Below are 25,373 nucleotides of genomic sequence, written 5' to 3' on the forward strand. Positions count from 1 at the left end.
CTTTAAGCCAAGTTTGGGAGCAAAAGTATCGTAAACTGGACGACTGTCTCTTAAGGTATCATGACCGAAGACAACACCGCGTCCTGTAATTAATTAAATCTTTAACCTGATTAGTAATATCGACATTCCAACCGCCATCGGCGGCACCAAAATAAAGTTCGTCGTAATTATAATTACCGGAACTATCTTTAAACAAATACTGCGTAGGATTGGCCGCAAAATCGGCTGCCGAAACGGGTGTGACTTTGATTAAGCCTTGGGAGACAGTCTGAATTTGCTGCGTTTGCGGATTAGTGTACTTGATCTGTAACCAATTCTGGAGGTGATTGCCATTAGTGGGATAAATATTTAAAACATTAATGGTCTTGCCATAATTACTGGCCACGTTTTGCCATGAGGTGAGATTGGACGGATCGGTACTCCGTTGCACATTATAATCACCTGATAAATTAGCTAGCTGTTCCCAATTTAAGCTAACATAAGCAGCTTGGTCAAAATTTTGTTGACTATGCAAGTTAAAACCTGTTGTCCCATCGGCATAATTAATTCCAAGCAAACTACTGGTGTCTTTTAATAAATTGGTGTTAGTGAGGAGATTATTTGTTGTAATGTTTGATTGTTTGGACCAGTGTGGACTGGTCATAAAAGTGGCATTGCTGTTATTAGTCAATAAATTTGAGAGGCTACTAGCTTTTACGGGGGTGACCAGTCCGGAGAAAGTGAGTAGCGACAAACAGATAGAAATAATGATAATCAAGTTCAACGGTTGTAGATACTTTTTCAACATTGGCTATCTCCAATCTGATAATTCAATCAAATCTTATTTAAAAATATTATGAAATTAGATACTGAAATCACAACAACAATTACCACAATTATAATCCCAATTTAATAGATGTAAATTGACGTGATTATTTGTTATTTAATTATGAAATTCATTAAGAGCAATTTGAATAATTCGATGAACGCCAATTATCCCCACGTTAATTCATGATGGCATTTCAAAATCAAAAGAATGATAATTTTTGTGTATTCGCTATCATTTTACTGATTATTACGCCGGTATTCGGCAGGAGAAACGCCGATAATTTTTTTAAAAACTTTATAAAAGTATGAAGGATTTTCATAGCCAACTTCACTGGCAATTGTTTCAATGGGGGCTTTGGTATAGATTAAGTATTCCCCTGCAGTATTGACGCGTTGGAGATGAACCAATTGAATAAAAGATTGCCCCGTTTGTTTCTTTAAATAAGTAGAAAGATAGTTGGGATTGAAGCCAAAATCTTTGGCCATTTGGGTCAGGGTAATGGTGCGGTAGTTATTCTCAATATAAAGTAATAGTGACAACAGATTGATTTGCGAATCTTTGACTTTATGAGTGTGGGCTTTAGCGTGATAGGCTTGGCGAATGAGGCGAGAAAATAGCGTTAAAATATCAAAGCGAATGATTTGGTGGGATTGAATGTCGTAATTGTAATATTCGTCAATAATGTCATAAATATTATTGACAATTTTCGGTTGATGTTCTACTTGAAACCAAACATAACGGCCTGCACTATAATTTTCGTTGGATAGGAGGGTGAATAACAGGTTTGAGATATTGGAGTTGGTACCATTACGGTGTAAAAAGTTGAGGTCGTTGAGGGAAAAGGCCGAACTTTTGAGTGCTAGATTAACGACAATATCATTTGGACCGATAGGTTCAACTTTGTGAGGCGTGTGATTACCAATGAATAAAACATCTTCACTATTTAACTGAACAGTTTGCTTATCCAAATGTACGGTGCAATTGCCTACTAAGGGAATCATAATTTCAATGTAATTATGTAAATGGTAGGGAATAAAAGAATTGACTGGTTGCACGGAGATCGTAATCGCATTGAGATTTAAAACGAGATCATCAGAGTAAGTTTCAAAAAACTCATAGGTTGGCTCATCAGTGATTTGACCAGCACGTTTCAATGTATTCCCTTGTTGTGCAAAAGTGGCAGAAACATCTTGCCAATCACGGGGCTGATTTTTGGAGCGCAAAATTTTTAATAGTTTTTGTTTCACAATAATTCCCTCCACACTGGTTTTTACTTTAATCATAAACTATTTAAAGTAGAAAATAACTTTTTTCTGAAGCTTATCTAGGAAATAAACAGAAGATTTATACTGTTTAACCATAGTTGGATGAAATTTTCTTCGTTACAATAAAATCGTTATATGATTAGAACCTGATGGAGGTTGATGAAATGGTTGATTTAACAGCAAAGCCTTATAACTTAACACAAGAACAAATTACTTATGTTCAACAAAAATTACAAGCAATGAATACTCAAGAGAAAATTGGACAGTTATTCTTTGTCATTGGTCCCGATGAACAAACAACAGATCTCAAAGAATTTATGCGCAAGTATCAACCTGGTGGGGTGATGTACCGGCCTGATCAAGCAGAAAAAATTAAGCGGGAGTTAGAAACGGCGCAAACTAATAGTAAAATTCCGTTATTGACAGCTGCTAATTTGGAATCTGGTGGTAATGGTATTGTCAATGAAGGCACTTGGTTTGGCACACCACTGCAAGTAGCCGCTAGTGACAATCCCGAAAATGCGTACCAATTAGGTAATGTTGCCGGTAATGAAGCACATCAAGTCGGAAACAATATGTCCTTTGCGCCAATTGTAGATATTGATAATAATTTCCGGAACCCAATTATGAATACGCGGACTTTTGGGAGCGATAAACATCGGGTGATTAAGATGGCTCAAGCTCAAGTTAAGGGCTTAAAAGATGCCCATGTGATTCCGGTGATTAAACATTTCCCTGGTGATGGCGTGGATGAACGCGACCAACATTTAGTTAGTTCAGTGAATTCCTTGTCTAAAGATGATTGGATGAATTCTTACGGGCAAATTTACCATCAATTAATTAATGATGGTACTCCCGCAGTCATGATTGCGCATATTATGCAACCGGCTTGGGAACGGGCCTTAGAACCTGGAATTAGTGACCAAGACTTACGGCCAGCTTCGAGCTCCAAGTTGTTGATCGATGGTTTGTTACGGAATGTTCTTCAATTTAATGGCTTAACCATCACTGATGCAACACCGATGATTGGTTACAATGCTGCCATGGCGCGCAAAGATTTATTACCAGCGACGATTAATGCTGGGATTGATATGATTTTGTTTAATAAGAATATTGATGAAGACTATGCATATATTACACAAGCAGTAGCCGATAATGTGATTACACAAGCACGTTTGGATGAAGCGGTGACCCGAATTTTGGCAACTAAATTAGCGCAAGGCATTATGGACACTAACGGTCAATTTTGTGATGCAGTACCCGCCAAGTTAGATTTGCAACTAGAACAGCATCATCAAGCAACCAAAAAATTAGCTGATCAATCAGTCACTTTGGTCAAAGACCGTGACCAATTATTACCAATGACGCCGCAAAAATATCCTCGGGTCCGCTTAGTGGTTTTAGGTGATAGCGATGATGGCGGCTTTAAAGAAGGCGGTAGTGTTACTGATAGCATTATGAAACAATTACAAGAGCGGGGCTTTGAAGTCACTTTATTTGATCAAGCACACTTAGACTTTCATGAAGTTTTTGAAGAAGGGGTTGCTGATTTACAGCAAAAATTTGATTTGGCTTTATATGTAGCGAATATTGAAACTGCCAGCAATCAGACAACTACACGGATTGATTGGGTTCATTTGATGGCCGCTGATGCTCCGTGGTTCATGAAGGCTATTCCCACAATTTTTGTGTCTACTGCTAATCCGTATCATTTATTTGATATTCCCAATGTCTCAACTTTTGTGAATGCTTATACTGGCAATGCTGAAACCATCCAGGCAGTTTTTGATAAATTAACAGGTCAAAGTGAATTCAAGGGCATTAATCCTGTCGATCCATTTTGTGGCGACTTTACTACAAGATTGTAATAAATTGCTTGTAACAGCTTGATAAATACGTTCTAAAGAGCAAAAGTCTCTGTCTAACTACGCCAAATTAAAAGTCAAATTCAGACTTTTGAATTTGTCTAGGTTAGCTTTAGCCTTTTACCCGCTCTTTTTCGCAGCTTAAGTTAGGAGGATGACCAGAATGGAAATTACGAATATCTTAATTAATCATATGCAACAACCACTCGGCTTTGATTTGAGTGATTTACGAATTGAATTTCAATTACAAAACGTTGCTACTCAACAACCGGTGCAAAAAAAATTAACTATTACCACATCTAAACAACAGCCCGTTTATGAAAGTGACTGGCAAGAATTTAGTGATAATTACTTTACAGTTCAACAAGCTTTAACCCCCCGCACCCGTTATGATGTCACTATTGAGGTGCAAGCAGGCACGCAGACTGCCAGAGCAACTAGTTGGTTTGAAACGGGCAAAATGACGGAAGCCTTTAGTGCTGCTTGGATTGGTAATCAAAATGCTGATTTACAAAATACTTTATTGAAAAAACAAGTTGCCATTGAGAAGCCGTTAAAACAAGCGCGCTTATATATTAGTGGTTTAGGATTATATGAAACATATATTGATGACCAAAAAGTTGGCAATGAATATTTAACACCGGGTGTGACAGCGTATGATCAGTTGGTGCAAGTGCAAACTTACGATGTAACTAAAGAACTGACAACGGGGCAGCATGAGTTACTCATCTCGTTGGCTGATGGTTGGTATAAAGGTAACTTTGGCTTTGATGGTGGTCAAGATTGTATTTACGGTAATCGTCAAATGGCGATTGCGGAATATCATTTAGATTATGCTGATGGCACTCACGCAGTAATTAAGACAGACACGGATTGGCAAACGACTGCCGGTAAGGTAATTAAATCGGCCATTTATTACGGTGAAGATTATGACGCTACTAAAGAAGTGACTGATTGGCAACCGGCAGTGGTCATTGACCATTCGAAGGCTATTTTAGCAGATCGCTTGAGTTTACCAATTACCGTCCACCAACAATTAACGCCACAATTAATTCAAACGCCAGCTGGTGAGCAAGTGCTAGACTTCCAACAAAATCAGGCTGGCTGGTTAGAATTTTATAATCGTGAGCCAAAAGGTACCAAGATCACCTTTGAAATGGGTGAAATTTTACAAAACGGCAACTTTTATCGCGATAATCTGCGCGAAGCCCGAGCTAGTTTTACCTATGTTTCGGATGGAACGACTGGTTGGGTGCGGCCCCACTTTACGTATTTTGGTTACCGTTATGTGCGTGTTAGCGGCAATACCCAACCGTTACAAATGACCGATTATCAAGCTGATGTTTTGTATTCCGATATGCAAGATACCGGCTCCATTACGACGAATAATCAACTAGTTAACCGCTTGTTCCAAAATATTATTTGGAGTCAACGCAGTAACTTCATCGACGTCCCGACGGATTGCCCACAGCGTGATGAACGGTTGGGCTGGAGTGGCGACGGTGAAATTTTCTCCGAAACCGCAGCCTTTAATATGAATGTCTTTGCTTTCTTTAAGAAATATGCGAAAGATATGGCAATTGAACAACAACAGCGCGGTGGTATGTTACCAATGTATGCGCCAGCTATGGGTCAAGGTGACGGCGGCGCGGCTGCTTGGGCTGATGCAGCCACGATTATTCCGTGGAATATGTATCAAGCTTACGGTGATCCAGCTATTTTGCAGCAAAACTATTCGGATATGAAATCTTGGGTTGATTGGATTAGCGCACAGACCACGACGCCCAACTTGTGGACAGGAACGTTCCAATTTGGTGATTGGTTAGCTTTAGATGGAGAAAATCCAGCTAAGCCAACTGGTAAAACTGATGAAGATTTTATTGCTTCTGTTTATTACTACTATTCCGCTACGATTATGGCACAAACTGCTCAATTGTTGGATCAGTCAGCCGATGCCCAAAAATACGGGGATTTGGCTAGCCAAATTAAACAAGCTATTCAACAAGAATATATTACGGCTACTGGCCGCGTGGCGATTAATTCACAAACGGCCTACGCCTTGGCACTATTCTTTGATTTAATTACGCCGCAACAAAAAGCACACGTGGTGGATGATTTAGTGCAACGTTTGAAATTAGATCATAATCATTTAACAACGGGCTTTGTCGGAACACCTTATCTGTGCCAAGCTTTATCGGCTAACGGTCAACATAAATTGGCTACGGAAATTTTCTTGAATGAAGACTTTCCAAGTTGGTTATATGCAGTCAATTTAGGGGCAACAACAGTTTGGGAACGTTGGAATTCGGTTCAAGAAGATGGCTCAATGAATCCGCAAGGAATGAATTCTTTGAATCATTACAGTATTGGTGCCATTATGCAGTGGGCTTATAAATATTTATTAGGCTTGACAGAGCATACACCAGGATTTAAAGAATTTACTTTTGCGCCACAATTTGATTACCGGTTAACTGATGTGCAAGGTCATTTCCAAAGTTCTTACGGTGAAATTAAAGTGCATAATCAAGTGGAAACTGACGCACAGCATACAATTAAGATTCAATTAACGATTCCATTTGGCGTTAGCGCTCAAGTACGCTTGCCCAGAGCTGAACAACAAACTGTTCAAGTTAATGACCAGCAATTTACTGGTGGCAATTTTGAATTGTCAGCGGGCACTTATCAAATCAGTTATCAACCCACGACAGATTATGTAGAACGTTATCAAGCCCAGACGACGATTAAAGCAATCATGGCTGATTCCGAATTAGTAGAGCAAATTTCCCAAATTGATCCGGTGCTTGACTACTTTAAGCAAAATCCCAATGAAGTTAACGGTGGTATGGGCGATATGAACTTAACTGAAGTCAGTGTCACCTTCCCATTTATTAATATTTCAACTGATCATTTACAACAAGTTAACCAATTATTAGCGCAAACACCAATTTTAAGTGAACGAAAGCAGGGTAAAAAATGATTCAAGGAGCATTATTTGATTTAGACGGCGTGATCGCTGATACATCAGTTTATCATTTTCAATCTTGGCGGCAATTAATTGCCAATCATTTTCAAAAAGAATTGCCGGATCAATTAGAGCAACAAACCAAGGGTGTTAGTCGAGCTGATTCATTAACCGCTATCTTGAATTATTTGCAGATTGAAGTTCCAGAAACGGAGTTTCAAGCAATGATGGCGGAAAAAAATGATTTATATTTAAAATCATTGCAACAATTGCAACCTAGTGATACGTTACCTGGTATCGTGGCTTTTTTAAAGCAGTTGCAAAAACATCACGTTAAGATTGCCTTAGCTTCGGCTAGTCGCAATGCACCAGTGATTTTAGATAAACTGCAATTAACTGATTATTTTGCTGCAATTGCTGATCCCGCAAAAGTGCAAGCTGGTAAACCAGCACCAGACATTTTTTTAGCAGCAGCGGCAGGAATTAATGAAGATCCCCAGAATTGCATCGGGATTGAAGATTCTATTGCAGGAATTCAGGCCATCAATGCGGCGGGGGCTTTTTCGGTCGGTATTGGTGATGCTCAAGAATTAGGAGCAGCCAAATTGTTATTACCAACAACTGCTCAATTAGATTTAGCAACGATTGAACAGCATATGCCGGCTTAATGATTTCAATGAAGAGGTTGGGACAATTTAGTGAATGTTTGCTAAATAACTTTGTCGCAATCTCTTTTGCTTTTACATAATAGATACTTAAATATTAGAACAATAAGCTATAATATAGCAGAGAAATTATTGGGTAAAAGTAATGATTTTTCTGCAGGTTTTCTGCAGGTTAGTTAGATTTTTTGAAAAGTAATATTCATTTGCTTTTTATATAAAAGGAGAATATCTTTGGATTATTTGAATAAGTTATCTATGGAAAATGAAGCTCAATCTTTAGCTATGTTAGCAGCATTGCCGGATATACTACGAAAACATATCAAAGATTAAAAATAATTGATTTTTTTAATTTAATAATCCTTCATTAGTACCGAATTGCAACTCTTGTTCGTGAAAGTTATTAAACTAAAACGTTAATAGATTAAAAAACACTTTACATTTTGGTACGTAGTTCGTTAAAATGTGGTAATTATTGTCGGATTGATGAATTACTGATCAAACTTTATGCATATGAAGAATTTAAATTTCAAAGCAAGTTGTAAGATTGAATTAATTAATTTTTAATTTGGAGGAGTGTTATGGCAAAAAAGCAGCAGGAACCACAGTTAAATAAATCATTATCACCCAATCAAATGCAGATGATTGCTCTAGGTGGAACTATTGGTGTAGGTCTATTTATGGGTTCAGCTTCCACCATCAAGTGGACGGGGCCCTCGGTGATGTTAGCCTATGCGTTGGCTGGCGGTATCTTATACTTAGTGATGCGTGCTTTAGGTGAAATGTTATATATTAATCCGGTAACGGGTTCCTTTGCGGATTTTGCAACGGAATACGTCCATCCTTTGGCTGGCTATTTAGCAGCGTGGAGTAATATTTTTGAATTTTTATTAGTAGGTATTAGTGAAACGATTGCAGTGGGGCAATATTTGCAATTTTGGTGGCCACATTTTCCTGGTTGGATTGCCGGAGTGATCGTAGTTGTCACACTGGCGTTGGCTAATCTGGCCTCAGTCAAAGCTTACGGTCAATTAGAGTCGTGGTTTGCCCTGGTTAAAGTATTGACGATTATTCTGATGATTATTTTAGGACTGTTGGTAATTATTTTTGGTTTAGGAAATCATGGGCATCCGGTAGGAATTAGTAATTTGTGGTCTCATGGCGGTTTCTTTACGGGCGGTTGGAAAGGTTTTTTCTTCTCCTTGTCCTTAGTCATTGCTTCTTATCAGGGAATTGAAATTGTGGGTATTACGGCCGGCGAAGCCCAAGATGCCCAAAAGAGTATTGTGAAATCCATTAAATCGTTGATTTTCCGAATTTTGATTTTTTACATCGGGGCAATCTTTGTCATTGTGGCGATTTATCCGTGGAATGAATTAGGAAAAATTGGGTCACCCTTTGTTCAAACTTTTGCGAAAGTCGGAATAACTTTTGCCGCAGAAATTATCAACTTTGTGGTTTTAACCGCAGCTTTATCAGGCTGCAACTCGGGTATTTTTAGTGCTAGTCGGATGATTTATACTTTGGCGGAGAACGGTAGCTTGCCAAAGACTTTGACTAAAGTTTCGAAGCATAAGGTTCCTTATTTGCCCGTAATTATCATGTCTGGTGGAATCTTAATTGGCTTATTGTTAAATGATTTTGTGCCCACAATGCTACATTTAAAAACCAATCCGTTTGTTTTAGTTTATGGTGCCAGTGTGTTACCAGGGATGATGCCGTGGTTCATTATCTTGATTAGTCATTTACGCTTTCGCAAGCAGACCGACGCCAAGGTGTTGCAGGAACATCCATTTAAAATGCCAGGAGCACCAGTGACTAACTATATTGCGCTTTTTGGTTTATTAATTACGTTGGTCTTTATGTTTGTGAATCCAGAAACACAAATTTCCATTATCATTGGTGTAGGATTTGAAGTGTTGATGGTGGTTGTTTATTTGATTCAAAATCGTGGTTTACAACCGAAAACGTCTAAGCAATTAAATTAAATTTACAGTGCTGTTGATTAATTTCAGGAGCACTTTTTTTGTCCTGATATTAAACTGAGACAAAATAAAAATGCTCGTATGAACGAACATTTTTTATGATGCTTGATGAATTAATGATTTTTTGTTTACAAGTCCCGTATTAAGCGTCTTGGGTTTTGAGTTTTGCAGTAGTTAAAGCCTGCTTTAAGATCGGTTGTAATAGATCAAATAATAAATCAAAGCCATCCTCATTAAAATGTAAACCATCAGCTTGCAAATATTGCTGCGGATTATTTTGTTGTTGCATGCTTTTTAACAGATTAATAAACGGAACTTGCAATTTGTGAGCAACGTGTTCTGCCGCCAAAGTAAATTGCAGTTGACGAGGCCAATTATGATTAAGATGATGGTGATAGTCAGTATACGGTGGCGATAAAAGAATTACTTTAGAAGTGCCGATGGTTTGAATTAAACTGGTTAGATTATTCGTGAAAAAGCCAGGTTTAATTTCATCATGAATAGAAACATCATTTACACCAAATCCCAAAATGACGATGGTCGGATCTAAAGCCACCAAATCGCGGTTGACATGAGTTAAGGCGTCAGTAGTTTTGTGTCCCGGAATAGAGAGATTAATAACCTCGTCTTCAGGAAAGGCTAGGGCGATGCGCTTGGTAAAGGTCTCGGTAACTTGATTGTGATATACTCCGCCGAGAATTTCGTCACCAAACAAAACAATTCTTTGCATAGCAAAACCTCTTTAGTTAAGTGTGATAGCGTTTAAAATTTTGATATAATAAGTGCTAAATATTAATTTAATCATATCATGAGTGAGGCAGTTAAATGCAAGATTTTATGAATTATAATGAATATTCACGACAACAATGGGCGCAATTTCACGGTGCTAATTTACAGACGGTTGATACAGCAGATCTCCAACGAATCCGTTCAGTTGACGATCATATTTCGTTGACAGATGTCCGGGAAGTTTATGAACCACTACGACATTTGTTACATATCTATTTTAAAAATTATCAGCAGTTACTAATTAAAAAAGCTGACTTTCTAGGCAAAAAGCCGCATCCAACACCATTTATTATTGGAATTAGTGGCAGTGTGGCTGTTGGTAAAAGTACCACAGCACGGCTTTTAAAAATTATGTTAGAACGTGCTTACCCCCAATATAAGATTGCCCAGATGACCACGGATGGTTTCTTGTATCCCAACCAAGAATTAGAACGACGGCAGATTTTAAGTGAAAAGGGATTTCCGTGGAGTTACGATAATGAAAAATTACTGCAGTTCTTAGAAGCGGTCAAAGCCAATCAAGGGACCGTTACTTATCCACTATATTCGCACGAAATTTATGATATTGTTCCCGACCAGCAAGGAAAATTAGAACAGCCGGATATTTTAATTTTAGAGGGGATTAATGTTTTACAATTACCACAAAATCAAAACTTATATGTGAGTGATTATTTTGACTTTTCTATTTATGTGGACGCAGATCCACAACTCATAGAGCAATGGTATTTGAAACGCTTTTTAGGCTTTTTACAAACGGAAAAACAAAATCCTAACCCGAACGATTATTATTATCGTTATTTAAGTCAACCCCAGGAACAAGTTTTGCAGCAAGCCCATCAAGTTTGGCAAGATGTTAATTACAAGAATTTGGTTGAATATATCGCACCTACGATGAACCGTGCCGATGTTATTTTGCACAAAACGAAACAACATTTAATTGATCGAATTTTTTTGCGGAAATATTAATTGCAGTGGTTGATCTAGTCGCTTCGGATGCTCAAAGCTTGCGTTTAACTACACCTAAAAACTCAAGTCAAAGACCGACTTAAGCTTTTAGGTTAGGTTAGTCCTCGGCTTTTCACCGGTTTTTGTCGCAGTATTTTAATTAGCGCTCACAGCAGCAGAAGTTTGCGTCTAGCTACGATAAAGTTCTCAAGTTTAAAAACCAAAACTTAAGTCCTTTATCTAGGCTATACTCAACTTCCAAGCGCTGCTGGTCGCAGTATTTGATATGTTTTGGGTTCTATCTTTTGTAAAATTTGTGGCAATTGATTGCGACAAAGTAAACTTAATTGGTGCATTGCTCTAGTAGCAATGGTATATAAAATGCCTTGATCGCCTAATGTGTGATAATTAGCATCACTAATGTCGTAAGCAATCACCGCATCGAATTCTAAGCCTTTGGCTAAATAAACTGGTAAAATTACTAAGCCTTGTGGGATTTTTAACGTTTCTTGTGAAAGTAGTTGATGCTTGAGTCCAATTTGTTCACTCAGTTGTTGGGCTTGTAGTTGGGTCTTCGTAATTAACGCGACTGTTTGGTACTGCTTGAGTAAAGCTTGTGCTTGTTGTTTAGCAACAGTGATTAACTGGTTGCTGATAATAATTGTTGGCAGGTGGCCGGATCGATTAAAAGCTTGAATTTGTGATCCGCTCGGAATCAATTGCTTAGCAAAATTCGTAATTGTAGCTGTGGAACGATAGCTTTGATTGAGGGTGATCAAACTGGTCTTCGAACTATTTAACAGTTGCGCAATCGTTTGAAAATGCTCACTCGGTAAGCCATCAGTTTGGTAAACATTTTGTTCAATGTCGCCTACCAGTGTTAATTGAGCGTTAGGAAAAGCTTGGTGCAGGTACGCTAATTGCACATAAGAGTAATCTTGAATTTCGTCCACAAATAAATATTGAATTTGATGATTTTGTCCACGACCAGTAATCAGATGCCGTAAATATAAAATGGCAGTGGCGTCGTCTAAGTGGAGCTGATGTCGTTCGAGATGGTCATTAATTTCGGTAATCATTTCTTGCCAAGCTGTGGTGGTAATATCAGTTGGTTGAACTTGCTTGAGCAGCTTGATATAGGTCTGGACTTCATCAAAGAAATAGTCATTATAGATGGCATCATAAAGTGGTAAATAATATTGCTTTAATAAATAATGGCTGAGAGCTTGTTGCTGTTGTGTTAAATCGGCGTCTAATAAGTCTTGCTCCTGTAAAATTTGTTGATATTGTTCATCACTTAAATTATCAAAGCTTTCACTGACCCAATCAGCATTTTGCTGACTACGCATTAAATGCTTGACTTGATTAATTAAATGATTTTTAGTTTTTAAATATTTGTCACCAGCTAATAAGTTTTTCGGCCAACTGGCAAAGATGTGACTAATGTCTTGAGCAGAAAAAATAATTTGGCCTTTAAAATATAAATTACTAAATACTGGCTGGGAAAGATAATCAGCGTAATGATCTAAAATTTTGACTAAGGCAGTACTCTCTTTAAATTGGCGAATTTTTTGATAGCTAATTGTTTGTTGCACTTGGTCATTTTCAAAACGTTCAAATAAAGTTTCAACATGAAATCCTTGTAACCGTTGCGTCAAAAAGTCACTAAAAGTTACTTGGCGCATATTTTTTTCGCCCAGACTAGGCAATACTTCAGCAATATAATTGGAAAATAAACGATTGGGCGAAAACAGAATAATCTGATCGGCATCTAAATTTTGGCGACTATGATATAACAAGTACGCAATGCGTTGCATGATAGTCGAAGTTTTACCAGAGCCTGCCACGCCTTGAACAATTAAGATGTTTGATTTGGTGTCACGAATAATTTGATTTTGTTTGCGCTGAATAGTTGCGACAATATTTTGCATTTGCGCACTACTAGCTTGCCCAAGCACGTTTTGTAAAATCTCGTCACCGATCGTTTCATTGGTATCAAACATATTTTTGATTTGGCCTGCTTGAATGGAAAACTGCCGTTTGCGTTTTAAATCAACAGTCTGTTGCCCTAAAGGTGTTTGATATTTAACTGGACCCAAAGTGCCGTTGTAATAGATGGCGGCAATCGGCGCCCGCCAATCATAGATTAAAAAGTCAGCACCTTGTTCATCATCTAACGAAGCAATGCCAATGTATAAGGAATCGTCATCCCCCTCTTCAGTAATATCAATGCGTCCAAAGTAAGGCGAACCTTGTAAATTATGCAAGTTGGTTTGCTTTTTTTGTAAAATTTCTTCATTACTGGTAGCACTGTTTAATAATTGTTTTTGTTGCTGCGTGGTGGCATAAGTTTCCATGATATCATCAGTTTCAATATAGTTGGCCCGAGTGTTAGCGCCATAATTGATTTCGACTCGCCGGCGTTCTTGTTTGGCTTGCAATAATTTTTCTGAAGTGCTTTGTAATTGATCAGTAATTTGTTGTTCGACAAAATCTAAGTGTGCTTGTTCGTCAGCTTGTGAATTATTAGGAAATGACATGATTGATCCTTTCAGTAAATTATTAATTGGCACTAAAATTAATTATTAAGAAGTTCGTTGTTAATTGTGATAAAATAACACTTAAGATTGATCAACTAATATTCTAAAATGAATGATGGCTGATACAATTCAGTACTTTAATGTAGTTTCATTACAATCACGTTAACAGTTAATGGAACATCTAACAAGTATCTATTAAGCGCAAAGTATTATTTAATTGGGAAATTAGAAACTGACTGGTTGCTGAAAAGTTAGCCCTATTATTTAAGAAGTGGAACTTAATACTAGTTTATTTTAAAGTAAGTGGTAGAAAATTATTTCTGCAAAACAGGTGGTACCGCGGTCATTCGTCCTATTGTTCAGTGAACAATAGGACTTTTTATTTGGGGCGCAGTGTTTGATATAGCGCTCCAAAAACCAAAAGTTTGCGTTTAACTACACCTAAAAACTCAAGTCAAAGACCGACTTAAGCTTTTAGGTTAAGTTAATCCTCAACTTTTAACCGGTTTTTGTCGCAGTATTTGAATAGCGCTCCCAGCAGCAGAAGTTTGCGTCTAGCTACGCTAAAGTTCTCAAGTTTAAAAACCAAAACTTAAGTCCTTTATCTAGGCTATACTCAACTTCCAAGCGCTACTGGTCGCAGTATATTATTTAATAAGGAGAAATTATTATGACAGGACATACAATTCTAACAGCAGATCGGCCAACCGGCAAATTACACATTGGGCATTATTTAGGTTCCTTGAAAAATCGGGTTCGTTTGCAAAACAGTGGTCAGTACCAAAGCTTTATCATGATTGCTGATATGCAGGCTTTAACTGATAATGCGCGTAATCCGGAAAAAATTCGAAACAGTTTGATTGAAGTGGCGCTGGATTATTTGGCAGTGGGAATTGATCCTAGTAAGTCTACTATTTTTGTACAATCACAGATTCCCGCATTGAATGAATTAACCATGTATTATTTAGATTTAGTTTCTGTCGCTCGACTAAAGCGTAATCCGACTGTCAAAACCGAGATTCAACAAAAAGGATTTGGCGAAAGTGTCCCGGCGGGCTTTTTGGCTTATCCAGTTAGTCAAGCTGCCGATATTACCGCCTTCAAAGCAGATACCGTCCCAGTTGGCGATGATCAAGAACCAATGTTAGAGCAAACTAGAGAAATTGTGCGGACCTTCAACTCAACTTATCAAGCTGAAGTTTTGGTGGAGCCACAAGGTTTGTTTCCGCCTAAAGGTCAGGGACGTTTACCCGGAATAGACGGCAATGCCAAAATGAGTAAATCATTGAATAACGCCATTTATTTGTCGGATTCTGAAGAAGATTTGCATAAAAAAGTAATGCGTATGTACACAGACCCAGATCATATTCATGTAGAAGATCCGGGGAAAATTGCTGGAAATATTGTCTTTCAATATTTAGATTTATTTGGTCAAGATACTGAAAAAATTGCGTCCCTAAAAGAGCAATACCAACATGGTGGTTTGGGTGATGTGAAAGTTAAACGGTATTTGGAAGAAGTTTTAAATGAAGTTTTAACACCAATTCGGAAGCGTCGAGCTGAATATGCGCAAGATTTAGGTGCGGTTTATCAGATTTTACAAACTGGTAGTCAAAAGGCCAATGAAGTTGCCCAACAAACTTTGCAAGAAGTGCGGCAAGCCATTGGGGTCAATTATTTTAATTAAGTTTGAGAAAAAGTGGGGCTTTCAGCACCGCTTTTTTTGTATTCGCAATTACCAATCTCATTTTAGGACACGATATATTTAAAAAAATATCTTGTAAATGCTTTCGGAGAAGATTAATATTAAGCTCAAAGAAAAATAATTAATGGATTAGACCAATCTTATTTTTAAAGCCATAGGCATGAGATTGGCTTTAATTATTAATTACTAATCTGAAAATCCTGGTTGAAGGAGGATGTCATGTTTTCACCAAGTCAAGTGCACCAGAGAATTTACCAGCAACAAACTGATTTTTTAACTGACTTGCAAAAATTGATGCAAATTCCGAGTGTGAAGTCGCAAGCTCAACCGCAGGCGCCATTTGGTCTGGGACCACGGCAAGTGTTACAAGAGATAGTTCAACTAGCTCAGCAATATGGCTTTACAGCTAAGGTGGTTAATAACGCAATGGCTTATGTCCAGTGGGGCTTGGATAATCAAAATTATCAAGCCATTGTGGGCCATTTAGATGTCGTAGCTGCGGGCAATGATTGGTCAAGTGAACCCTTTGCTGTAACGCAAGTGCAGCAAATGCTGTATGGCCGCGGTATTTTGGATAATAAAGGGCCCAGCTTTACATGTTTATATGGTATGAAAATTCTTAAAGATTTGGGTGTGAAACCGCACCACACTATTCGCTTGATTTTTGGTTCTGACGAAGAAAGTGGCAGTCAAGATATTGCACTATATTTACAGCAAGAGGCACCGCCGACTTTTGGGTTTACCCCGGATTGTAAATTTCCAGTAGTCTATGGTGAACGCGGGATTGTTAATTATCAAATCACGACACCATTTACGGGTGCTGAATTAGCCAACTTTTCGCAAATTAGTGGTGATCAAGCCAGTGATCATGTTCCGGATCAATTACAAGTACAAATCAATGGGCAAACCTATGCTGTTAAAGGACAAAGGTCACCAACTAATGCGCCGGAAATGGGGCAAAATGCGATTACTTATTTAGCAAAATTGCTTAATGAACAACAATTAGTAACAGGGCATTTAGCCCAATACTTTCACTGGTTAGAACGAAGTTTTCATGAGCAACACTATGGTGAAGGGCTCAATTTAGTGTTACACGATGAAGCGAGTGGTAAGTTAATTCAAACGCCATACAGTTTACAAAAAGACCACCATAATTTGGTGTTAAAAGTCGCAATTCGCTACCCAGTTTCATTTACCGAGCAACAAGTAACTGCTGGCATGAAGCAAGCATTATTTTCTGGGAGTCAATTAACAATCATTCGCAGTTTGCCGAGCGTTTATCATGATCCGAACGATGCGAGAATTCAACAATTATCCCAAATTTATCAACAAGTGACGAACTTGGATGCTACGCCGGTAACGACAACGGGGGCAACTTATGCCCGTGTGATGCCCAACATTGTTGCTTTTGGCCCGTCATTTCCAGGCCAAAAAGGAATTGCACATAAACAAGATGAATGGATGAAACTAACGGATCTGTTAACCGTTATGGAGATCTATACGCAAGCAATTTATACCATGACACGGTAAGAAAGGAAACAATCAATGACAAAATGGGGAACAATTGCCACGTGGCGCATGTCATATGAAGGCTTAGTTACAGCTAGTAAACTTTTGGCTGAAGAAGAATCTGCTGGTGATGCTGTTGAAGCTTTGATCAAGGAAGTAGAAGGCTATCAATATTATAAATCTGTCGGATACGGTGGGTTACCGAACGCTTGTGGCGTTGTACAAATGGATGCTGCCTTTATGGACGGCACTACGTTAGCGCAAGGCGCCGTGGCTGGGATTGAGGATGTTAAGCATCCCATTAGTGTGGCCAAAGCTTTAAGTCAGAATCACTACAATAGTTTTTTAGTAGGCACCGGCGCAACGCAATACGCCAAGCTGCACGGTTTTGAAACGACTAACATGTTGACAGCTCGCGCTAAAAAAATTTGGGAAAATAAAAAATTAGAATTGCAACAACAATCCTTAAATCCATACGATGGTCACGATACTGTAGGCGCCATTGCTTTAGATCAAACGCAAGCGCTGGCGGTCGGGACCTCCACGTCGGGTTTATTTATGAAACAACCGGGTCGTGTGGGTGATTCGCCGTTGTCCGGTTCTGGCTTTTACGCTGATAGTCAAATCGGGGCCGCAGCGGCTACCGGTTTAGGTGAAGATATTATGAAAGGTTGTTTGTCTTACGAAATTGTGCGGCGAATGGCCGCCGGTTTGACACCACAACAAGCCTGTGATCAAGCAGTTTATCCGTTTATCAGAGATTTAAAACAGAGATATGGTCAAGCGGGTGAATTTTCCTTGATTGCCATGAATCCTCAAGGCCAATGGGGAGTAGCTACGAATGTCGAGTTTACTTTTAGTGTGGCAACTGAACATAGTCAACCCCAAATTTTGATTGCTTATCCAGCGAAAGCTGATACAACCAAGATTCAACCGGTTAGTCAGCAGTGGTTAGACGAATATGAGCAACGCATCAAAAAGCCAATTGATTAGTTGAGGGGTAGAAATGATTAAAGCAATTATTATTTTGGATCAAATTCAAGCCGGTTTAGGCGGCAAAGAAAAAGCTGATACGCCATATGGTGGCAAACGCTTAGCTATGGGGAGCGCGGCAGCGATTGAACAGGAATTAAAGGCCCAGTCGGGGACATTATTAGGAACTTTTTACTGTGGTACAGACTACTATCGTGCTCATGCCAGTGTAGTTCAAAGTAAATTTGCCAAGATGGCAGAAAAAATGGCCGCTAACTTGATTATTTTAGGACCAACCTATGATTACCCTGAGTTTTCGCAAATGGCCTGTGAATTAAGCGCCTATCTTCAAAAAAATACGCAAATTGCGCCGATTGTGGCATTAGCGCAAGAAAAAAATACCGCATTAATTAATCAGTATCACGAAGAACTCACTTTAGTTAAAATGCCGAAAAAAGGCGGCGGAGGTGTGGATCAAGCCGTTAGTGATTTAGTTAAAGGTGGAAATATTCTAGTTGATCAAGGTGATTTAACCAGTTTTAAAGCTGAGTATTGTTATTAACTAATTGATGAGGGGGATCAGTAATGCACAACAACAAGATGGAAAAAGTTTTAATGCCCATTGCGACTAAATTAGGCAACAATGTGGTGCTGAGATCTTTACGTGATGGATTCTTAATTATCATGCCATTGATTATTGTTACTTCAATTTTTCTGTTAATTGGTAACTTTCCAATTCCCGGTTGGAGTGAATTTTGGACGCATATTTTAGGTTCCAAATGGGACGATTGGTTTTCCGCAGTTTCCAATTCGGTCTTTAATTTCACAGGCATTTTATCATGCATGGGGATCGCTTATGCTTACGGTAAAAATCGCGGTTTACAAGCCATTCATTCGAGTGTCATTGCCATTATTTCTTTTCTAATTTTGACGCCTACAACGGTGAAGACGGGTAAGACAATGGTTAGTGCCGTGCAAACGATGTATTTGGGACCAAACGGTGTCTTCCTAGGAATTTTTATTGCGTTAATTAGTGTAGAAGTTTATCGTTTTGCTGTTAAACGTGGTTGGCGAATTAAAATGCCTGACGGTGTGCCACCAGCTGTGGGCCAATCATTCGATGCTTTAGTACCGAGTGCGTTAGTCATTTTGCTGTTCTTTTTGGTGCATATCATTTTTAGTTTGACCAGTTTTAATACAGCTTATAACTTTATTTATACATTGTTGCAGTTACCATTAAAACATGTTGGCAATTCGTTACCGTCGGTTTTGTTATATAACTTTTTGGCGAGCTTACTATGGTGCTTTGGGATTAATGGGCCAACGATCACTAACTCGGTTTGGCAACCCATCTTTTTCGTTTTAACACAGGATAATTTAACAGCATTTAAAAATCATGCCGCATTACCGCACATTTTTACGCAACCATTTATTGATATCTTTACGACTTATGGTGGCGGGGGCAGTACCTTGTCTTTATTAGTTATTATGTTGTTTATCTGTCGGTCTAAACGCATTAAAGAATTAGCTAAATTAGCGATTGTCCCGGGGATTTTTGGAATTAATGAACCGATAATCTTTGGTTTGCCAGTTGTTTTGAATCCAATTATTTCGATTCCCTTTATTGTTGTGCCGACATTAAATACCTTGATTTCTGGACTAGTGTTTATGGCTGGTTGGGTACCACGAACCAATGGCGTGCAGTTACCTTGGACGACGCCACCAATTATTTCTGGCTGGTTAGCAACCGGTAGTTGGAAGGGTTCAGTTTTACAAATTGTTGAAATCATTTTAGGAATTTTAATCTATTATCCGTTTATTAAAATGCTAGATAAGCAGTACTTGGCAGAAGAAAAGTCCGCACAAGCAACGGATAGTGTAGATATTGATTTTAGTGAAGTTTAATCTCAGATTATCAATTTTCAGCTGCTGAGTATTCAACCAGTACGCTGTTGGGAGACTATCGCTTGGAAAAAATTTAAGGCTGAGTGGTGGATAAATAATTCGTGGAAATTATTTATTCACCACTTTTTGTCTAATAAAAAAGATTATAGATTTCTTAAGTCGGAGGCTATTTGGCAGTTAGATGTTGCAGCCCCAAATTGACAATTTTTCATTAATATTTAATTTATTTAAATATTTTCTCTTCACGATTAACTATTACACCGTTATAATGAGATTACTTTAAAGGAGAATAATATATTAGTTAGAGTTTGAATAGTCTTGTTGATGTTGAGTTAATTCAGAGATTACTTAAATCAAAGATAGATTATATTGAATGAACTGTTTGTCGTTTGAGTAAATCCGCTAAAACGGTATTTAAAGCAGGGTAGGTTTTTAATTTGAGGGGGCGACCGAAAATGAAGAAGACAAAGGTTTTGAGTGGGGCATTTTTAGCTGGGAGCTTATTGATTGCGTTAGGAACAACGAATCAACAGAATGTCCAAGCTAAAAATTATAGCTATAAAGTTATTACCGTAAAGAAAGCTCCATATGCGCAACTGTATGACAATGATATGGAGGCCATTCCCCAGGTCATTAATGATAAGTCTGATTGGCGCGTTGGTAAAACTAAGCAAGTTGACGGTACTTACTACTATCAAGTAGCCGATGATGAATGGGTTAATAGTAGCGATGTGAAACCCAACTTTGATAAAAATGGTAAAGTTAATAGTTCACGCGGTAACACTTCAGGTAAAAAGCCGACAGGTTACAGTTATAAAGTGCACCGTGTAATTAAAGGCAAGCATATCCATGGCAAAGTAGATTTTAAAGTGGAGGGTTACTAAAATGAAAAAATCAAAAGTTTTGAGTGGGTTATTAATTGCTGGGGGATTACTTATTTCGTTAGTAACAACGAATCAACAAAATGTCCAAGCTAAAGATTATAGCTATAAAGTGATTACCGTCAAGAAAGATCCATATGCGCAATTGTATGATGATAATATGCAATCAATTCCACGGGTTATTATGAATAAGTCCGATTGGCGGGTTGGCAAAACTAAGCAAGTTAACGGTACTTACTACTATCAAGTAGCCGGTAATGAATGGGTAGCTGCTAATGATGTGAAGGCTAACTTTGATCCAGCTACCGGTAAGTTAAACCAAAAATTAGTTGGTACAATCAATAGCACAATTACAGCTATTTACGATAATCAAGGCAACAACACTTATGATGATGGTGTTAACTTGGCTTATCAATCTCAATGGACAGTCGGGAAAGTTATCCGCAACTCTCAAGGACGCTTGTTCTATCAAGTAGCTCCTAATATGTATGTTCGTGATGATGATATGACCTTGAACGTAACGCCTAACAATATCAAAGATGTGCCAAACTTTGTTTTAAACGGTAAGCCGACAACCACCGTTACTGCTCCAAGTAACAGTTCAAGTTCTAGCAGCAGTTCTTCAAGTAATTCAAGCAACAAACCAACTGGCTATAGCTATAATGTAGCCCGTGTCGTTAGTGGAAACGGCGCTAAGATTTACGACCATAATGGTGTTGCTACTAGTTCCAGTGTGCCGGCAAACTCAGATTGGCGTGTTTTAAGAACATTTAATATTAATGGTGGTTTATTCTTTGAAATTGGCGACAACGAATGGCTGAATGCCAATGATTGTTCAACTAACTTCACACCAGTAGCTGCTAATACAGGGAGTTCATCAACCAATGGTGGCACATCAGCCAACGCCGGAAACTCATCAAATAGCAATAACAGTAATAGTTCTTCTAACAATGGTAGCGCTAACTCCAATTCTTCTAGTTCAAATTCATCAAGCAATAGTTCTAGCAACAATCATCCTTTCAATACTAATGGTGAAGATGGTGCTGCCGATTGGTATCGTCCTATTCAACATCAATCTAATGCTGCATATCAAAAAGCAATTTTAGATAAAATAAATGATAGGCGTTCTGCTAAAGGATTAGCACCTTTAACTATTAATTCAAAATTAACACAAGCAGCAACTACTAGAATTAATGAAGAAGCCATTCCAAATGATAATGGAGCTCAGCCTACAAGACCTGATGGTTCTAGCTGGTGGTCGGTATTATCCGAAGTTAATTATGATTGGAGTTATGCTCGGGAGTTAAACTTTATGATGGGTGATGATCTATACGATAGAACACAATGTAATACTCCTGATAAGGTAGCGAATGGATTAATGAATCTTTACGATGTTTCTGGCAGTAGTTATACAGATGATTATATGAATCCTAGTGCAAAGGAAATGGGTGCGGCTGTTTGCTATACGTATAATGATGGACATATTTATACTGACATCATTGTGGGGGCACAGAGTTCTGGTGATTAATAATTAAAAAAATAAAAATGTTCAAAGGCTTGACACAACTAGTGTTGAGCCTTTTTTGTGTTCAAAATAAAAAACAAAGAGCGTGTTTGAGAGATGTAATCGTGGTACAGATTAAGGAGGTGGTGCCTATGCCGGTTTATTAGTGCTTTAAAATCTAAAATAAGAGGAGAGGTTTTTATGAAAAGTTATGTACCATTGAAAAAAGCCCTTGATTTCCGAGGACTTTTGGCTCATTTTCTTTTGGTAATATTGTATACTGCTATACAAGCAAGTATGAAGATTCCAAAAGGTAAAGAAATTTATAGAGACAAGGCTATGGTTCACCTCCTAATCATTACTTAAGAGTGATTGGTTCTTATTAATGATCAGCTTTTTAGCTGTGTTATAATAACTACTGATAGAGATGAGGTTATGAGTTTACTTTTTAAATTAGCTGGAGTGATTACCAGTTTTGAAAGTGATCTTTGAGCCTTAGGCTTTCTGGAATATTTAGAAGGCTTTTTTTGTACCCTGAAGAACAAAATTTATTATATGATTGGTTGGGAAAATTGTTATGGTTTTTAGCTATTAGTGGAACAGACTGTTCTAAAGCAGTTGGTGAAATAAAAGATTGCTTAAATTAGTTGGGGTTAAATGTTTTACGGTTAGACGACTTTTTTAAACGCAACCAGAAAAGTTTTGAAAGGTGGATTCATGGTTAACTTGTTTGAACTAATGAGTTTCTTCATGATTTTGCCTTAGCAATTTTTCAGATGGTTTGTTTTTTAGCTTTGCAAAGATTTTTAATTAATATTTTAAGTAAGAGGCTGGGACAAAAAGAACCAGCCTCTTTTTGTGTCCGGAATTTTAAACTCAAGAGATTTAATCTTAATAAAGATTAAGAAGACTGCTCCTAGACTACAAGGAATGTTCGCATTGTTTACGCTGTTTTCAAAGTCAGAAGTTGGTGTTTAACTATTTTCAGCACTAAAGTAAAAGCTGGAATTTTCATATTCTGCAGTTAGTACTCAAATTTTTTAATTAAAAAATGCGTAGTTTACTTTAGAATCATGGTATGCTTAAGCAATACTGAAAAGATTTTTGAAGGAAAAGTTATGCGAAAAAAAAGTAAAAGCAGAGGTTCTAATTTAAGTTTTTGGCTGATTGTCATCATTATTGTAGCGGTGGTGATTTTTGGCAAAGGTCGGACACCCAATAATGCGGGCCAATCCGCCCAAGATATCAAGATTGTTAATCATGATAATTTAGTTAACTTACAATTTAATATCCATAAATATCCCCAAAATTATGCGATCTTATTAAACAATCAACCTAATTTTTCGGTGAATACTAAAAAACAAATTACGCGGATGCAACAAGAGCGTTTGCAGTATTTACAAGCCGGTAATGATCAACAAGAAACTAATTATCGCGGTTTTGATTCGTTGGGCCGGACACGTGAGGTTAGCAGTTTTGTTCGGTATAAAGATGTGGTCAAACATTCCTCACGAGTAATGCAACGCCCATCGTTTAGTCCGACTGCTAAAATATCGGGTGAATATGCTGACGGTCATTATGATGCACAACAACAGCGCTGGTCGGGGACGCGTTCCAATAATCGAATTGTGCAGCTATCAGGTTATCGTGGCTATATTTATAATAAAAGTCATTTATTAGCGTGGTCATTAGGCGGTTCGATGGATAGTGATAATATTGTCCTGGGAACACGGGCTCAGAATGTAGGAACGAATAATAATAATGATCCCGGAGGCATGGCTTATGCGGAAACCAAAGTCCGCAATTTCTTATATAATCATCAAGACGAAGTTGTCTTTTATAAAGCTATTCCAGAATATGTTGGTAATGAATTAGTGCCACGTGGAGTGCAAGTTCAGGCACAAGCGATCAAAGATCCCAACGCTTTGATGATTAATGTTTGGACGTTTAATACCCAGGCTGGTGCAGCTATTAACTATACAACTGGTCAAGCCAATACGCAGTAAGTTAACAAAATCCTAATTAAAACAATCTTAGACGAAAGTGTGAGATTGTTTTTTTAATAAAATAATTTTAATGGTCGTAATTCCGTAAAAAATTGTGTATTCTAATATTATTGAGGAGGATTTTATGTTAAAACTAGCACTGATTGATATTGGTTCTAATTCGATTCGGATGGCGATTTATCAAATTAAAAATCAACAAGTATCTCAAGAAATTCAACGTTATCGAGAATTTGTGCAACTGGCCAAAGAGATGACGAATGATGGTTGTATTAATGATGCCAATTTTAAAGCGGGGGTGGCAACATTAAAACAATTTCGTCAAATCTTAGATCAAAATCATATTACAAAAATCATTGCGACGGCGACCGAAGCCATTCGGCAAGCCAAGAATCAAGCTGCCTTTTTGCAGGCTGTCAAACAGCAAGCTCAGATCGATATTCAAGTGTTAAGCGGTTATCAAGAAGCATATTTTGATTCTTTAGCCATTCAAAAAGCTGTTGATGAGCCTAACTTTCTATTCTTAGATATGGGGGGCGGCAGTTTCGAATTAGGAACAGTGTTAAAGCATCAGCTAGCTCAAGCGCATAGTTGGCCTTACGGCGCCGTTAAACTATACGATCGTTTAGGACAACCGGATTGTTTGACGGTGCTGCAACAGCAACAACTGCAAACTTTGCTAGATCCGTGTTTACAAAAATGTCATAGTGCACAGCTACAACAATTAGTGGTTATTGGTGGCGTTCACCGCGCCTTGTTTGAAGTCATGCAACTACCGGCCAATCAGTGGCAGCCAGCGAGTGTTATTCTACGCTGGATTAAGCGGATTCAACATAATAATTTAGCAGCTAATTCAGCACTAACTAATATGGAATTTGCGCGGGCGCCTTTTATGCCAGTGGGGTTAATGCCTTTAAAAGCGATTATTCAAAAATTTAATATTCAACAAATCAATTTTTGTTCGTATGCTTTGCGTGATGGGATTCTGGTGGACTTTTTACAACAAAAAAAGAAGTCGCCGAAAAGTTAAAATAGCTTTTGGCAGACTTCTAGGGTAGAAAATATTATCAAAA

General features: G+C 38.0%; 19 protein-coding genes. 15 read left to right on the forward strand and 4 right to left on the reverse strand.

Annotated elements, in window-relative coordinates; all coding sequences use genetic code 11:
• Window positions 1–58: 58 nt before the first annotated feature.
• The gene (locus AC3B6D_RS01090) at window positions 59–787 is read right to left on the reverse strand and encodes a hypothetical protein (RefSeq protein ID WP_489757073.1); all 729 of its coding nucleotides are present in this window, start codon (window positions 785–787) and stop codon (window positions 59–61) included.
• Window positions 788–1,044: 257 nt separating this feature from the next.
• Window positions 1,045–2,055, reverse strand: coding sequence for an AraC family transcriptional regulator (locus AC3B6D_RS01095; protein ID WP_489757074.1), 1,011 nt, complete (start codon window positions 2,053–2,055; stop codon window positions 1,045–1,047).
• Between the two features lie 182 nt (window positions 2,056–2,237).
• Between AC3B6D_RS01095 and AC3B6D_RS01100 the strand changes: the two genes are divergently transcribed.
• From AC3B6D_RS01100 to AC3B6D_RS01115, 4 genes are all read left to right on the forward strand, one after another.
• Window positions 2,238–3,941 carry a glycoside hydrolase family 3 protein gene (locus AC3B6D_RS01100; protein ID WP_489757075.1) on the forward strand — a complete coding sequence of 568 codons (1,704 nt, stop codon included), beginning with the start codon at window positions 2,238–2,240 and terminating at the stop codon, window positions 3,939–3,941.
• 160 nt (window positions 3,942–4,101) lie between these two features.
• Entirely contained in the window at window positions 4,102–6,915 is a 2,814-nt protein-coding gene (locus AC3B6D_RS01105) for an alpha-L-rhamnosidase (RefSeq protein WP_489769843.1), read from the forward strand.
• Entirely contained in the window at window positions 6,912–7,568 is a 657-nt protein-coding gene (pgmB, locus tag AC3B6D_RS01110; protein ID WP_489757077.1) for a beta-phosphoglucomutase, read from the forward strand. Before AC3B6D_RS01105 ends, pgmB begins: the two co-directional genes overlap by 4 nt.
• Window positions 7,569–8,143: 575 nt before the next feature.
• Window positions 8,144–9,550, forward strand: coding sequence for an amino acid permease (locus tag AC3B6D_RS01115; RefSeq protein ID WP_489774730.1), 1,407 nt, complete (start codon window positions 8,144–8,146; stop codon window positions 9,548–9,550).
• A 139-nt stretch (window positions 9,551–9,689) separates the two neighbouring features.
• Here AC3B6D_RS01115 and AC3B6D_RS01120 read toward each other — a convergent pair whose 3' ends face one another.
• Entirely contained in the window at window positions 9,690–10,277 is a 588-nt protein-coding gene (locus AC3B6D_RS01120) for an SGNH/GDSL hydrolase family protein (RefSeq protein WP_489757079.1), read from the reverse strand.
• A gap of 95 nt (window positions 10,278–10,372) precedes the next feature.
• Between AC3B6D_RS01120 and coaA the strand changes: the two genes are divergently transcribed.
• Window positions 10,373–11,302: a type I pantothenate kinase gene (gene coaA, locus AC3B6D_RS01125; RefSeq protein WP_489774731.1), complete on the forward strand. Its 930-nt coding sequence runs from the start codon at window positions 10,373–10,375 to the stop codon at window positions 11,300–11,302.
• Window positions 11,303–11,532: 230 nt separating this feature from the next.
• On the opposite strand, the gene helD is transcribed toward coaA, so the two are convergent.
• Window positions 11,533–13,821: an RNA polymerase recycling motor HelD gene (gene helD / locus AC3B6D_RS01130; RefSeq protein ID WP_489774732.1), complete on the reverse strand. Its 2,289-nt coding sequence runs from the start codon at window positions 13,819–13,821 to the stop codon at window positions 11,533–11,535.
• Between the two features lie 670 nt (window positions 13,822–14,491).
• On the opposite strand from helD, the gene trpS reads away from it, so the two are divergent.
• From trpS to AC3B6D_RS01180, 10 genes are all read left to right on the forward strand, one after another.
• Entirely contained in the window at window positions 14,492–15,508 is a 1,017-nt protein-coding gene (gene trpS / locus AC3B6D_RS01135) for a tryptophan--tRNA ligase (protein WP_489774733.1), read from the forward strand.
• Window positions 15,509–15,745: 237 nt separating this feature from the next.
• Window positions 15,746–17,056 (forward strand): Sapep family Mn(2+)-dependent dipeptidase, encoded by a 1,311-nt coding sequence (locus tag AC3B6D_RS01140; protein ID WP_489774734.1) that lies wholly within the window; start codon window positions 15,746–15,748, stop codon window positions 17,054–17,056.
• Window positions 17,057–17,071: 15 nt separating this feature from the next.
• On the forward strand, window positions 17,072–18,028 hold the full coding sequence (locus tag AC3B6D_RS01145; protein WP_489757084.1) for a glycosylasparaginase: 957 nt from the start codon (window positions 17,072–17,074) through the stop codon (window positions 18,026–18,028).
• A gap of 16 nt (window positions 18,029–18,044) precedes the next feature.
• Window positions 18,045–18,569 (forward strand): GrdB-related putative oxidoreductase, encoded by a 525-nt coding sequence (locus AC3B6D_RS01150; RefSeq protein WP_489757702.1) that lies wholly within the window; start codon window positions 18,045–18,047, stop codon window positions 18,567–18,569.
• A 23-nt stretch (window positions 18,570–18,592) separates the two neighbouring features.
• Window positions 18,593–19,912, forward strand: a complete 1,320-nt coding sequence (locus tag AC3B6D_RS01155; protein WP_489757085.1) for a PTS sugar transporter subunit IIC — start codon at window positions 18,593–18,595, stop codon at window positions 19,910–19,912.
• Window positions 19,913–20,367: 455 nt separating this feature from the next.
• Entirely contained in the window at window positions 20,368–20,796 is a 429-nt protein-coding gene (locus AC3B6D_RS01160) for a hypothetical protein (protein ID WP_489774735.1), read from the forward strand.
• A gap of 1 nt (window position 20,797) precedes the next feature.
• Window positions 20,798–22,321, forward strand: coding sequence for a CAP domain-containing protein (locus AC3B6D_RS01165; RefSeq protein ID WP_489774736.1), 1,524 nt, complete (start codon window positions 20,798–20,800; stop codon window positions 22,319–22,321).
• A 177-nt stretch (window positions 22,322–22,498) separates the two neighbouring features.
• Window positions 22,499–22,663 carry a hypothetical protein gene (locus tag AC3B6D_RS01170; RefSeq protein ID WP_489774737.1) on the forward strand — a complete coding sequence of 55 codons (165 nt, stop codon included), beginning with the start codon at window positions 22,499–22,501 and terminating at the stop codon, window positions 22,661–22,663.
• A gap of 752 nt (window positions 22,664–23,415) precedes the next feature.
• Window positions 23,416–24,303 (forward strand): DNA/RNA non-specific endonuclease, encoded by an 888-nt coding sequence (locus tag AC3B6D_RS01175; RefSeq protein WP_489774738.1) that lies wholly within the window; start codon window positions 23,416–23,418, stop codon window positions 24,301–24,303.
• Window positions 24,304–24,427: 124 nt separating this feature from the next.
• The gene (locus AC3B6D_RS01180; protein ID WP_489769225.1) at window positions 24,428–25,330 is read left to right on the forward strand and encodes a Ppx/GppA phosphatase family protein; all 903 of its coding nucleotides are present in this window, start codon (window positions 24,428–24,430) and stop codon (window positions 25,328–25,330) included.
• Window positions 25,331–25,373 lie beyond the last annotated feature (43 nt).

The sequence above is a fragment of the Bombilactobacillus sp. ESL1097 genome (assembly GCF_058107205.1).